The sequence below is a fragment of the Kribbella shirazensis genome, assembly GCF_011761605.1.
Lineage (GTDB): Bacteria > Actinomycetota > Actinomycetes > Propionibacteriales > Kribbellaceae > Kribbella > Kribbella shirazensis.
The window spans coordinates 7,814,438-7,827,127 of sequence record NZ_JAASRO010000001.1; the positions used below are offsets into that span (position 1 = coordinate 7,814,438).

Consider the following 12,690-nt stretch of genomic DNA (forward strand, 5'->3'; position numbering starts at 1 on the left):
GGAGATTCGATGAGCTCTGCCAAAGCCCAGATCGGCGTCACCGGACTCGCGGTGATGGGACGCAACCTGGCCCGGAACCTCGCGCGCAACGGATTCCGCGTGGCCCTGCACAACCGCTCCCAGGCCCGCACCGACGCGTTGGTCGCGGAGTTCGGCTCCGAGGGCGACTTCGTTCCGTCGACAGACCTGGCGGGCTTCGTCGAGTCGCTGGAGCAGCCGCGCAAGGTGATCATCATGGTCAAGGCCGGCGCGCCGACCGACGCGGTCATCGACGAACTGGTGCCGCTGCTGGACGAGGGCGACATCGTCGTGGACGCCGGCAACGCGCACTTCGCCGACACCCGGCGGCGCGAGGCCGCACTGAAGGAGAAGGGTCTGCACTTCGTCGGCAGCGGCGTGTCCGGCGGCGAGGAGGGCGCGCTGAACGGCCCGAGCATCATGCCCGGCGGCTCACCCGAGTCGTACGCCGCGCTCGAGCCGATGCTGACCAAGATCTCCGCGCACGTGAACGGCGAGCCGTGCTGCGTGCACGTCGGCCCGGACGGCGCCGGCCACTTCGTGAAGATGCTTCACAACGGCATCGAGTACGCCGACATGCAGCTGATCGCCGAGGCGTACGACCTGCTCCGCAACGTCCTCGGACTGTCCCCGGCGGAGCTCGCGGACGTGTTCCGCGAGTGGAACTCCGGCGACCTCGAGTCGTTCCTGATCGAGATCACGGCCGAGGTGCTCAGCCAGACCGACCCGGCCACGGGCGGCCCGTTCGTCGACATCGTGCTCGACCAGGCGGAGCAGAAGGGCACCGGCCGGTGGACCGTGCAGTCGTCGCTGGACCTGGGCATCCCGGTCAGCGGTATGGCCGAGGCGGTGTTCGCCCGGTCGCTGTCGGGTGACGTCGTACGGCGGGAGGCGGCCGCCGGCGTACTGCCCGGACCGGCGGAGGCGAAGGCCGATGTCGACCGGGACGCGTTCATCGACGACGTACGGCACGCGCTGTACTCGTCGAAGCTGGTCGCGTACGCGCAGGGCTTCGACGCGATCCGGGCCGCCAGCGACGAGTACGGCTGGAACATCGACCTCGGCGCGATGGCGACGATCTGGCGCGGCGGGTGCATCATCCGGGCGCGGTTCCTGGACCGCATCAAGGAGGCGTACGACCGCAACCCGGACCTGCCGTCGCTGCTCGTCGACGACTACTTCCGCGACGCGGTTGTCCGCGGCCAGGAGGCGTGGCGCCGGGTGGTCGCGACCGCGGCGACCGTCGGCGTGCCGGCACCGGGCTTCTCGGCCGCGCTGTCGTACTACGACGGCCTCCGCGCGGAGCGCCTGCCCGCCGCGCTGATCCAGGGCCTGCGCGACCTGTTCGGCGCCCACACCTACAAGCGCGTCGACCGCGAGGGCAGCTTCCACCTCGAGTGGTCCGGCGACCGCTCGGAGTCGCAAGCCTGACAACTCAGGCGGGTTGGCGTTGTGATCGAACATATGTTCTACTGTTCACACAGCGCCAGCCCGCTCACTGCGGGCGATGTTCAGAAGGAGATCGCCGCAACGATGACTCTAGACACTCTGGCAGCCGAAGCACCGGTGGACACCACCGACACTCCCGACCTCACCAGTCCGGCGACCACTGCCGCCCCGACGCCTGCCCCCGAGGCCGCACCCGCCGCCGAGTCCGCGCCCGCCCCTGAGAAGCCGAAGAAGGCGCCGGCCAAGAAGGCTGCCGGGAAGAAGACGAAGACGATCGAGCTCACGCTGACCGTCACCGGCACCGCCGACGGCGAGTGGCGCGCCGAGCTCAAGCAGGGCAGCACGTACCTGGCCCGCGACCTCGCCGTCGCGGCCGCCGCCGTCTCCCGCGCCGCCAAGGAGCTGCACGAGGACCTCTCGACCCCGATCGACGAGGTCATCGAGGAGGCCCGCGCCCAGCAGGCCGCCAAGGTCGCCGCCCTCGAAGCCGAGCTCGAGGCCGCCCGCAAGGCCCTCGCCGAGCTGGACTGACCGAGCAGGACTCTCGGCACAGACTCCCCGTGGTAGTCACCTTCCCTGATCACCACGGGCAGCAAATGCAGAACCCGTCCGCAACCGTGTGAGGTGGTTGCGGACGGGTTCTGGACTTTCTCGGACCCTGCCAGGTGGCCTTCGAACCGAACGGGACATGAACGGGATGTGACTCAAACGGCACGCCGCAGTGGTGGGCGCGGATGTGGGGTTGGCCTTACCGTGGGTGCCCTGTGGCCGCTCCGGGGTGAGAAGAGGTCAGATGAGCACTTTCGAGGACTTGGGTTCGCTGCTGCTGGTGCGCGGCGCCGACGAGATCGACCACGCGGGCGGAAGCCTGTACGTCCATCTGCACCGCGTCGCCAAGCGACTCGGCTCGCTCGGTGCCTCCGACACGCTGGTGCTGGCCGGCCTGGCGCATGCCGCGTACGGGACCGACGGCTTCCCGACCCACCTCTTCGACTGGCGGACCGAGCGCCCGGTCCTGGAATCGGTGATCGGCGCCGAGGCCGAGCGGATCGTCTACCTGTACGGCGCCTGCGACCGGGAGACCACCTGGCGCGACCTCGCCGAGCACCGGACTGTCACCGACCGCTTCACCGGGACGTCGGAGGAGCTCGGCACCGAGCATCTCCGCGACTTCGTCGACCTGACGATCGTCAACGAGCTCGACGTCCTCGACCACGATCCCGACCGCGCCGTCGACCTCCGGCCGTTCCTGTCCGAGCAGATCCCGCGCTGGCAGTCGCTCACCTCCCCCGCGGTGCTCAACGAGTCGCAGCGCATCCTGCAGCTGTAGCGCCTTCGCCGGTAGCAGATTCCTGGAAATCCGTCGGCCTGCGACGGATGATCGAGGCATGGCCCGATACGAAGTGGTTGCGCGCGCGAAGCCCGATCGGCAACTCTCCCACGCCGACTACCTCAACCTCGCCCTGCACTCCTGGTCGCTGGACAAGGGCATGCGGTTCACGCGCGTCGAGGATCTGCCGGACGGGTCGATCGCGATCGTCCTGCAGCAGAAGATGTCGCCGCGCAAGCACGACGCGGCCTGCGAGATGGCGAACCGCAGCCTCGCCCAGCTCGGGATCCCGGCCGCGCAGGTCGAGCGGATCGACCTGCACCGGATGTTCCGCAAGGGCGGCCGCGCGCTGGTCCGCTCCTGGGTGGGCCCGAACAACCCGCCGGGTCCCGGCACGGCGGGCGACCGTGAGCCTCGGCGTCCGAAGCCCACGCCGCCTCACCTGCAGGCGTACCTCAAGGAGTGAAGACCTCGAACCGCGTGCCGTACTTTGTGCCCAGCTGGGTCCCGGCCGGGCGTGAGGTGCCTTCGAGGAACTCCTCCGGGTCGAAGCCGCGGTTCAGCCCGTCGATGTAGGCCTTGTGGGCCTTGAGCGACTGGACACCGACGTCGAACGTGCCCGTCGTGTCCACCCCGTGCCGTGCGTTCGGTGACCCCGCGGCCCACACCTCCCGTACGCCGTCCCACTTGTCGCCGGCGTCCGGGAAGATCCAGCGGTTGGCCGCGTCCCGGACCGCGTCGAGCGTCGCGCGGCCGGTGCTGATGTGGTCGGACTGGTTCAGCAGGACGTCGCCGTCCCAGGTGTCGCGGAAGTTGTTGGTGATGACGATCTCCGGCTGGTGTCGCCTGATCGCGGCGGTGATCACGCGGCGGAGCGCGACGCCGTACTCGATCGTGCCGTCGGGCTGGCCGAGGAACTCGACGGCCGACACGCCGACGATCCGGGACGACTCGATCTGCTCGGCCTCCCGCAGCGGTCCGCACTCGGCCGGGTCGACGCCGTCGATACCCGCTTCGCCGGACGTCAGCAGGCAGTACACGACCTGCTTGCCCTGGCCGGTCCAGCGCGCGATCGCAGCCGCCGTACCGAACTCCAGATCGTCCGGGTGCGCGACCACCGCCAGCGCCTTCTGCCAGTCCTCGACCACCGGTTGGAGCGGTTGCAGTTCGTTCATGCTGGCAGGCTAACGCCCGAAGACCTGGCGGGTGTAGGCGTTCTCGAAGGCTCGCTGCGGATCCAGGCGGTCGCGGACCGCGAGGAAGTCGTCGAAGTGCGGGTACCGTCGGCGCAGGTCGTCGGCGGTCAGCGTGTGCAGCTTGCCCCAGTGCGGCCGTCCGTCGTAGTCGGCGACGATGTTCTCGAAGGCCCGGAAGTACGGGTCGTGCGGCAGCCGGTGGTACTGATGGATCGCGATGTACGCCGTCGCGCGCCCGGACGCCGTGGACAGCCAGATGTCGTCCGGCGCGGCCACCCGCACCTCGATCGGGAACGGGATCCGCGACCCCGACACGTCGATCCACTCCCGCAGCCGGCGGAGCACGTCCACCACGTGTTCCCGTGGCACGGCGTACTCCGACTCGCGGAAGACCACGTTGCGCTCGGAACAGAACACCTTGTACGACGCGTCGACGTACTGGCGCGCCGACAACGCGCGTGAGGCGAGCTGGTTGATCCGCGGCACCAGGCCGGGCTCCCGGACCGCGAGCCGGTTGGTCAGTTCGAAGACCTTGTTGGACAGCAGCTCGTCGTCGATCCAGCCGCGGAGCCGGCCGACCGGCGACGCGCCGACGCCGGCCGCGACCCGGTTGTTCCGCTTGGTGAGCGCGACGTCGGTGTGCGGGAACCAGTAGAACTCGAAGTGGTCGTTGCCGTCGGCAAATTCATCGAACCCGTCCAGGACCTCGCCGAGCGGCAGCGGCATGTCCTGGGCACGGAGCAGGAACGCCGGTACGCACTGCAGCGTCAGCGAGCTGATCACACCGAGCGCACCGACCGAGACCCGAGCCGCGGCGAAGACGTCCGGGTTCTCCTCCGCGGAGCAGTGCAGGACCGAGCCGTCCGCGGTGACCAGGTCGAGGGCGACGACCTGAGTGGCCAGCCCGCCGAGCCGCGCGCCGGTGCCGTGCGTGCCGGTGGAGATCGCGCCGGAGATCGTCTGCTTGTCGATGTCTCCGAGGTTGGCCATGGCGAGGTCGAACGCCGCCAGGCCCGCGTTCAGCTTCCGCAGCCCGGTGCCCGCACCGACCGTGACGCGGCCGGACTCCTGGTCCGCGTGCAGGATCGAGGACAGGCCGTCCAGCTGGATCATCACCTGCTGCGGGACGGAGCACCCGGTGAACGAATGCCCGGAACCGACCGCCTTCAGCTTCTTTCCCTGCTCGGCCGCGGTCTTCACCGCCGCGGCGAGCTCGTCGGCCGACCTCGGGCGAAGGGCCTCGATCCCGGTCGCCGACTCGGTACCCGACCAGTTCCGCCAGGTGCTCATCCGAAGTTCTTCCCTTCGCCGCGGTAGGTCCTGAGCTCGCTGACGTCCTCACCGTCAACGGCGTACAGGACGTCGAACCGCTCCAGCATCTCGCCCGCCTTCGCGTACCGCATCCACACTCTGTCGCCGATTCGCAGCCGATCGGCCGATGGTCCCCGGACCGGTGTCTGCACTTCCCCGGCGCCTTCGGTGCCCAGCAGCTTCAGTCCGTACGGCGCGGCGGGCAGCGGCAGCCGTGACTTCTTCGCAGGACCCGACGCGACGTATCCACCGCCGAACAGCGTGGCGATCCGCGGCGCGGGCCGCCGTACGACGTCCAACGCGTAAGCCATCGCGTGCTCGGGCTGGAAGACGTCGTACTTGTCGAAGAGGGTTGGGCCGTAGAGACCGGATCCGGCTGTGACCTCGGTGACGACCGGGTCGGCGCTGCTGATCTCGAGGCTGCCCGTCCCGCCGCTGTTCACGATCCGCAGCGGAGCGACCTGCTTGACCGCGTCGACGACCGCGCCGCGCCGGTCCGCGAGCTCGGCCGCCGACCGGCGCTTGACCCAGCGGACAGCCGGCGACGTGTCCGGGAGGCCGGCGATCTGCGCCTCGTAGAACATCACTCCGGTCAGCTCGAAATGGTCGTCCGCGGCGACGGTCCGGGCGAGCGCCGCGACCTCGGCCGGGGTCCGCAGCGGCGACCGCCGTACGCCGAGATGCTGTCCGAAGATCCGCAGCGACGCGTCGACGTCCAGGCAGACCTGGATCCGCGCGGTACCGGTCGCGGTGGCCCTGATGTAGCCGAGGTGCTCGGGTGAGTCGATCATCAACGTGATCCGCGCGGCCGCCTCGGGGTCCTCGGAGAGCTCGCGCAGGGCGGATCGGTGCGTGGTCGGGTAGCCGATCAGGATGTCGTCGACGCCGTTGCGGGCCAGCCAGAGCGCCTCCGCGAGCGAGTAGCTCATCACGCCGCGGAACCCGGGCCGCCCGAGCGCGGAGGCGAGCAGCGGGCGGCAGCGGACCGACTTCGAGGCGATCCGGATCGGCGTACCGGCGGCGCGGCGGACCAGGTCGTCGGCGTTCCGGCGGAACGCGGCCAGGTCGATCACGGCGTACGGCGCGTCCAGGTGCGCGGTGAGGCGCGCGAACCGGTCGAAATCACCCATATCCGGAGTGTAGGACACGAATACTGAAAGGTAATACAACTTCTGGGCTGTTTTCCGCGGGGACCAGTGGATCTCACGGGCGCGACACAGGTGCCCACCGGGCGACTGTGGAGGCAACAGCAACCAGAAAGGACTGTCATGAACGTCAGCCGCCGTACCCTCCTCCGCACGACCGGTGCCGCCGCCCTGGTAGCCGGCGTCGCCCCGCTTGTCACCGGCGGAGCGGCCGCAACGCCCCAGCTCCCGTTCGGGCCGGTGCGGCAGCTCGCGGCCGGCGTCCTCAACGTCGGGTACGTCGAGCTCGGGCCGTCGGACGGCACGCCGGTCCTCCTGCTGCATGGCTTCCCGTACGACATCCACAGCTACGAGCAGGTCGCTCCACTGCTGGCCCGCCGCGGCTACCGCGTCGTCGTGCCCTACCTCCGCGGCCACGGCAGTACTACGTTCCGCTCGGCCTCCACGCCGCGCAACGTCGACCAGGCCGCGTTCGCGCTGGACATCCTGGCGCTGATGGACGCCCTGCACATCGAGCGTGCCGTACTGGCCGGCTACGACTGGGGCTCGCGCACCGCTGACATCATCGCCGCACTGTGGCCGGAGCGGGTGAAGGCGCTGGTGTCCGTGACCGGGTACCTGATCACCAACCTGGAGTTCAACAAGAAGCCGTTGCCGCCCGCGGCCGAGAACGCCTGGTGGTACCAGTACTACTTCGCCACCGAGCGCGGCGCGCAGGGTCTGCACCAGTACAAGCGGGAGCTCGGTGAGTTCATCTGGAAGTTCAACTCGCCGACGTGGAAGTACAGCGCCTCGACGTACGCACGGACCGCGGCAGCGTTCGACAACCCGGATTACGAGGCGATCGTGATCGGCAACTACCGCTGGCGGCAGAGCCTGATTCCGGCCGAGCCGGAGTACGCCGAGTTGGAGGTGGAGCTGCAGAAGGCGCCGAAGATCGCGGTACCGACCATCACGATCGACGGCCGGTACGACCCGTTCACGCCGGCCGGCAACGGTGCGTCGTACCGCGACCACTTCATCGGCAAGTACCAGCACCGCACCTTCGATGTCGGGCACAACGTGCCGCAGGAGGCGCCGCGGGAGTTCGCGCAGGCGGTGGTCGACGCGGACCGGTTCAGTCGATGACGGCTTCCAGCACCGGTACGACGTCACGCGCCCAGTCGGCCTGCTGATCTGGCGTGGCCGAGGTCGTCGCGAGCAGGGCGACGGTGGAGCCGCGCAGGACGGACAGGTCGACGTAGGACTCTGCTCCGGCGTACGAACGCACTGCAGCCGCAGCTGCGTCATGGGCCCAGAGCTCTTTGACACTCAGGTCCCCACCCGTGCCACAGGCCTTCATACGTGCCTGGTAACCGGCGAAGTACTCCCCTGCCCGATCGGAGTCCTTGAAACGGAGCAGGAGCGCAGTAGCGGGCTGCGCGTCGCCTGTGCGGTAGCTACCGGTCAGGGCGTAGGCGGGGACAGGCAGGGAGCCGCTCACTGGTTGGCCGGCGCAGCCAGAGGGCAGGGCCTCGTAGGACGCCTGGTGTGGGTCGCGGCGTCGGGTCCAGGTGTTGTTGCCGATGAAGCCCACCTCGGCACCACCTGGGTCCACGTACGTCTTCCAGCCGGTGCCGAGCTTCTCTGGTGCGGGCAGGTTGCGAGAGGTCAGCGGACCCGCGGCCGCGGGAGGTGGCGCGGTCGCTTCCTCCGGGACCTCTGGAGGCACGGCGGCGTCCGTGGGCTTACTGGTGGGCAGTGTGGTGGTCGGCACAGGTACGGTGCCGCCGACGGTGCTCGGGATGACTGGCGGCGGTGTCGCCAGCGGGACCGTGGGAGTGGAGCTGCAGCCGACGAGGACAGCGGTCAGCACACCGGCAACTACAGTCGCTTTCACTTCGGCTGGAAGTGCTGGTAGTCGGGTTTGGACCAGCCGGCACCCCAGAAGTACCCCTGCCCGATCAGGGCCTTGGTGGCGACGCTACTCGAGAACAGCATGCCCGGACGCGCCACGGAGCGGTTGATGTACGCCGTACCGTTCGACGGGTACCAGACGCCGTTCGCGGCCAGGTACGGGTTCTCGACGGTGTTGATGTCGATCGCCCAGCCGTACGAGTGCGGCGACAGCGAGTACGGATCACCGGTGACCCGCCGGCAGTTGAACGCGGACGTGTTGTCGGCCGCCATCGACTTGATGTCGCTGCCGCCGTACACATCCACCCGGCGCATCTGCCGGATCGGGAACTTCGAGGCGAACGTCGAGGTCCAGGCGGTGATCATCTTCGGTACGGCGGCGTCACGGAGGATCAGCTCGCCGCGGTGCACCCGGCCGTCGAAGCCCCAGTAGTTCAGCTGCAGCAGCCGCAGGGACGACGGCTTCACGGGGCATCCGGCGCGGTACGTGTAGGGCACCATCGCGGCCGACACGGCGTACACCTTGGGGTTGAGGGCAGCCTTGATGACGATCGTCGCCAGCGCGGAGTACTCCATCGCGGGCTGAGTGACGTATCGCGTGACCACCCGGACGGTGCGGGTGACCGGCAGGTCGTCGGGCATCCGCAGCCGGAAGTTGCCGCCGGCATCCATCTTCGCGATGTTCAGCAGCCGCCATCTCCCGCTGCCGAGGTACTCCTGCAGCGCGAGCTCCTTGCCCGGCTCGGCCGGCACCATCCGGCCGGTGACCGAGACGCCGGTCAGCGTCGCGTACCAGGGCGCCGGGGTGTTGATCACGATCTTGCGGTCCTGGATCGGGACGGTCCGGTAGTCCGAGATGGCGAGCGCCGTCTCCGCCTTGACACCGATCATGGTGCGGAACGCCCACGTGCCGCTGTACGCCGAGACGTAGCTGAACCTGTACACGCCGCCGGTCGTGGTCCTGGTGGCCGCCCGGAGCACCCAGGCGCCGGGGACGCGCTGCCACAAGGTGATGTACGAGCCGGTGATCGGCTGGCTGATCTTGCCGGTGAAGACCGTCGGCCGGTCCTCCCAGGAGGCGGCCGGCTGATCGAGCGTGATGCCCCACGCCGGCGACACAGCCTTCGGCGTCACGCTGGGCGTCTGAGTGGGCGGTGCGCTCGGCGTGGGCGTCTCCGCCGGCGTCACGCTAGGCGACGCGCTCGGTGTGCCACTTGGCGTTGTGCTCGGTGCCGTGCTTGGTGTTGTGCTCGGCGTTGCGCTCGGCGTCGTGCTCGGAGCCGGCGTCTCGTCGGCATACGCCACACCCACCGGACCGAGACCGACCAGAACTGCGACCGCTACCCCCACGAAGCGCTTCATACGCCTCTCCCTCCCCTCGAGACCACCTACCCAGATAAGAGGCAGTCACACCAGAGAGACGTCACACAGAGGCCGGAAGTTGTGTCACTCCTGCAGTCTCTTCACAGCGGCGTCGACCCGCTCGTCGGTCCCGGTCAACGCGATCCGCACGTGCCGCTCACCCGCGGTCCCGTAGAACACACCGGGAGCGACGAGGATGCCCCGGTCCGCCAGCGCGCCAACCGAGCCGTAGGCGTCGTACGACGGGTGCGACGCCCACAGGTACAACCCGCCGTTCGAGAACGTGATCTCCCAACCCGCATCGGTCAGCGCGTCCCGCAGTACCGCACGGCGACGCAGGTAGCGGGCACGCTGCTCCTCGACATGGGTGTCGTCGGCGAACGCGACAGCCATCGCGGCCTGGATCGGTGACGGCACCATCAGCCCGGCATGCTTGCGTACCTCGAGCAGCTCGGCCACGACGGTCGGGTCACCGGCGACGAAGCCGCCGCGGTACCCGGCCAGGTTGGAGCGCTTGGACAGCGAGTGCACCGCCAGCAGGTTGTCGAAGCTGCCCCCGCACACGTCCGGGTGCAGCACCGACACCGGCTTCTCGTCCCAGCCGAACTCGGTGTAGCACTCGTCGCTGACCAGCAGTACGTCGTTCGCGCGCGCCCACTCCACCGCCCGGCGCAGGGCGTCCGGCGGAGTGATCTCACCGGACGGGTTGCGCGGCGAGTTCAGGTACGCGATCCGGACCGGACCGTCGTACGCCGCCGGGTCCTCGACCGGCACGCTCGTGGCCCGGGCGAGCGCGGCACCGGCCTCATACGTCGGATAGGCCAGATCCGGGATGAGCACCGTGTCGCCGGCGCCGACGCCGAGCAGCGTCGGCAGCGTCATGATCAGCTCCTTGGTGCCGATCACCGGCAGTACGTCGCGCGCCGGGTCGACCCCGGTCACGCCGAGGCGCCGCTCCATCCAGTCCACAGCCGCCCGCCGCACAGCCGACGTACCGATCGTCGTCGGGTACGCCGGGGCGTCCGCGGCGTCGGCCAGCGCCTGCTTCACCAGCGCGGGCACCGGGTCCACGGGGCTGCCCACCGACAGGTCCACGATGCCGTCGGGGTGCTCGGCCGCCTTCTGCTTGTAGGGGCCGAGCTTGTCCCACGGGAAGTCGGGCAACCGGCTGGAGGTCTCGAAGATCACGCCGCCATTCTCCCCTACCCGCCCGACCCACGAGCTCACCCGTCCACATCACTACGATCAGTGCGGACAGGGGGTAACCGGATGACGTACGACGTGGCCGTGATCGGGGCCGGTGCGATGGGGTCGGCTGCGGCGTGGGCGCTGGCGGCCGCGGGGCGTGAGGTCGTCGTACTGGAGCAGTTCACCCTCGGGCACGAGCGAGGCGGCTCGCACGGGGCGACGCGCCTGTACCGGGCGGCTGTCGACGACGCCGGGATTGCCGAGCTGACCGAGCGGGCGCGGCCGCTGTGGCGGGAGCTGGAGGCGGAGTCCGGCGAGACGTTGCTCGAGGAGACCGGTGGGATCGACCACGGGATGAGCGACGCGTCGATCGAGGCTTTCCGGTCGTTGCATGCGGCAACCGGGGCGGTGCTGTCCGCGGCGGAGGCGGCCGAGCGGTGGCCGGGGTTCCGGTTCGAGACGCCGGTGCTCTACCAGCCGGGGTCAGGTCGGCTGTACGCCGAGCGGGCAGTGCACGCGCTACAGGTCGTGGCTGGTCGATCCGGTGCCGAATTCCGCGTCCAGTCGCCTGTACGGTCACTGCGGACTCATGACGGTTTGGTCGAGCTCGACGTACCAGGTGGTGCTGTGCGGGCGCGACACGTGGTGGTGACCGCTGGGCCGTGGACGCCGAGGCTGGTGGGCGGGCTCGTGCCGTTGCCGCCGTTCAGGGTCACGCAGGAACAGCCACGGTTCTTCGCACCGCTGTGGGACGAGCTGGAGTGGCCCAGCTTCGTGCACCACGGTCCGACCAGCTACGGCCTCTACGAACCAGGCTCCGGGGTCAAGGTCGGGCTGCACGCGACCGGGCCGGAGGTCGATCCCGACACTCGTGACTTCCAGCCGGAACCGGAGCGGGACGCGGCCCTCCTGCAGTACGTCGAGCAGTGGTACCCCGGACTTGACCCCCACCGGTCGACCGCGATCAGCTGCCTCTACGACAACACGCCCACGTCCGACTTCGTCATCGACCGCGCCGGACCGGTCACGGTCGCCGCCGGATTCTCCGGCCAGGGCTTCAAGTTCGTGCCGCTGGTCGGCGCGTTCGTCCGTGACCTGGTCACCGGCGGCGCGCCGGCACCGCGACGGTTCGGCTTTCAGAGGTAGAGGCCGGTCTGCCCGTCCTCGAGGCGGCCGGCGGCCACCGCGTGCAGGTCGCGCTCGCGCAACAGGATGTAGTCGTCTCCGCGGACCTCGACCTCGGCGCGGTCCTCGGGGTCGAAGAGCACCCGGTCGTCGACCTCGACGGTGCGCACGTTCGCACCGATCGCGACCACCTTCGCCCAGGCGAGGCGGCGGCCCATCTGGGCGGTGGCGGGGATCAGGATGCCCGCCGACGACTTCCGCTCGCCCTCCTGCTCGAGGGAGACCAGGACGCGGTCGTGCAGCATCCGGATCGGCAGCTTGTCGTCGGAGAGCCGCTTGCGTGGAGTCACCGGCGACCCACCAGCCGGCGGATCACCAACAGAACGCCGACCACACCGGCCACCGCGCCGGCGACGGCGACGATCTTCTGGGTCCGCAACTGGCCCTGCTCGTCGAAGACCTGGGACTTGGCCTGCTCGACCTGCCGAAGGGCCAGGTTCTTCGGGCTCGCCCGGTCGACGAGCTCGTCCACGGTCGAGGCCAGGCGCGCGCGGGTGGCGGCGATGTCCGCCTCGATCTGCTCGGCGGTCCGAGCTTTCGTGTCCGACACTTGTCGGCGCTCCCTTCCGTCGGCGGGGCATTCCCCGAGCTGCCCCCCGGTCCGTCTCTG

General features: G+C 69.6%; 14 protein-coding genes. 6 read left to right on the plus strand and 8 right to left on the minus strand.

The window, feature by feature from the left end; translation table 11 throughout:
* The first annotated feature begins 9 nt into the window (after nt 1–9).
* From gndA to BJY22_RS37225, 4 genes are all read left to right on the plus strand, one after another.
* Nucleotides 10–1,449, plus strand: a complete 1,440-nt coding sequence (gene gndA, locus BJY22_RS37210) for an NADP-dependent phosphogluconate dehydrogenase (protein WP_167216463.1) — start codon at nt 10–12, stop codon at nt 1,447–1,449.
* A 102-nt stretch (nt 1,450–1,551) separates the two neighbouring features.
* Nucleotides 1,552–1,998 (plus strand): DUF6319 family protein, encoded by a 447-nt coding sequence (locus tag BJY22_RS37215; protein WP_167216465.1) that lies wholly within the window; start codon nt 1,552–1,554, stop codon nt 1,996–1,998.
* 262 nt (nt 1,999–2,260) lie between these two features.
* On the plus strand, nt 2,261–2,797 hold the full coding sequence (locus BJY22_RS37220) for a DUF6817 domain-containing protein (protein WP_167216467.1): 537 nt from the start codon (nt 2,261–2,263) through the stop codon (nt 2,795–2,797).
* 58 nt (nt 2,798–2,855) lie between these two features.
* Nucleotides 2,856–3,263, plus strand: coding sequence for a hypothetical protein (locus BJY22_RS37225; protein ID WP_167216469.1), 408 nt, complete (start codon nt 2,856–2,858; stop codon nt 3,261–3,263).
* Here BJY22_RS37225 and BJY22_RS37230 read toward each other — a convergent pair.
* Genes BJY22_RS37230 through BJY22_RS37240 form a run of 3 tightly spaced genes read right to left on the minus strand, consistent with a single transcriptional unit; the run spans nt 3,253 to nt 6,434 of the window.
* Nucleotides 3,253–3,972, minus strand: coding sequence for a PIG-L deacetylase family protein (locus BJY22_RS37230; protein WP_167216471.1), 720 nt, complete (start codon nt 3,970–3,972; stop codon nt 3,253–3,255). The two genes, BJY22_RS37225 and BJY22_RS37230, sit on opposite strands and share 11 nt — an antisense overlap.
* 9 nt (nt 3,973–3,981) lie before the next feature.
* Nucleotides 3,982–5,283: a D-arabinono-1,4-lactone oxidase gene (locus BJY22_RS37235; protein ID WP_167216473.1), complete on the minus strand. Its 1,302-nt coding sequence runs from the start codon at nt 5,281–5,283 to the stop codon at nt 3,982–3,984.
* Nucleotides 5,280–6,434, minus strand: coding sequence for an amino acid deaminase/aldolase (locus tag BJY22_RS37240; protein ID WP_167216476.1), 1,155 nt, complete (start codon nt 6,432–6,434; stop codon nt 5,280–5,282). Before BJY22_RS37240 ends, BJY22_RS37235 begins: the two co-directional genes overlap by 4 nt.
* Nucleotides 6,435–6,572: 138 nt before the next feature.
* Here BJY22_RS37240 and BJY22_RS37245 point away from each other — a divergent pair, with 138 nt between their 5' ends.
* Nucleotides 6,573–7,577: an alpha/beta fold hydrolase gene (locus BJY22_RS37245; protein ID WP_167216478.1), complete on the plus strand. Its 1,005-nt coding sequence runs from the start codon at nt 6,573–6,575 to the stop codon at nt 7,575–7,577.
* On the opposite strand, the gene BJY22_RS37250 is transcribed toward BJY22_RS37245, so the two are convergent.
* The 3 genes from BJY22_RS37250 to dapC all read right to left on the minus strand — a co-directional run bounded on the left by BJY22_RS37250 (nt 7,567) and on the right by dapC (nt 10,892).
* Nucleotides 7,567–8,304, minus strand: a complete 738-nt coding sequence (locus tag BJY22_RS37250; protein WP_167216480.1) for a hypothetical protein — start codon at nt 8,302–8,304, stop codon at nt 7,567–7,569. The two genes, BJY22_RS37245 and BJY22_RS37250, sit on opposite strands and share 11 nt — an antisense overlap.
* A 20-nt stretch (nt 8,305–8,324) precedes the next feature.
* Nucleotides 8,325–9,707, minus strand: coding sequence for a M15 family metallopeptidase (locus BJY22_RS37255; protein WP_202891439.1), 1,383 nt, complete (start codon nt 9,705–9,707; stop codon nt 8,325–8,327).
* 84 nt (nt 9,708–9,791) lie between these two features.
* Complete coding sequence (gene dapC, locus BJY22_RS37260; RefSeq protein ID WP_337759842.1) at nt 9,792–10,892, minus strand: succinyldiaminopimelate transaminase; 1,101 nt, start codon at nt 10,890–10,892, stop codon at nt 9,792–9,794.
* Nucleotides 10,893–10,976: 84 nt separating this feature from the next.
* On the opposite strand from dapC, the gene BJY22_RS37265 reads away from it, so the two are divergent.
* Nucleotides 10,977–12,041 (plus strand): FAD-dependent oxidoreductase, encoded by a 1,065-nt coding sequence (locus tag BJY22_RS37265; RefSeq protein WP_167216484.1) that lies wholly within the window; start codon nt 10,977–10,979, stop codon nt 12,039–12,041.
* Here the strand turns inward: BJY22_RS37265 and BJY22_RS37270 are convergent.
* Complete coding sequence (locus BJY22_RS37270; RefSeq protein WP_185759412.1) at nt 12,032–12,370, minus strand: GroES family chaperonin; 339 nt, start codon at nt 12,368–12,370, stop codon at nt 12,032–12,034. The two genes, BJY22_RS37265 and BJY22_RS37270, sit on opposite strands and share 10 nt — an antisense overlap.
* Nucleotides 12,367–12,630 (minus strand): DUF3618 domain-containing protein, encoded by a 264-nt coding sequence (locus BJY22_RS37275; protein WP_337759763.1) that lies wholly within the window; start codon nt 12,628–12,630, stop codon nt 12,367–12,369. Before BJY22_RS37275 ends, BJY22_RS37270 begins: the two co-directional genes overlap by 4 nt.
* Nucleotides 12,631–12,690: the final 60 nt, after the last annotated feature.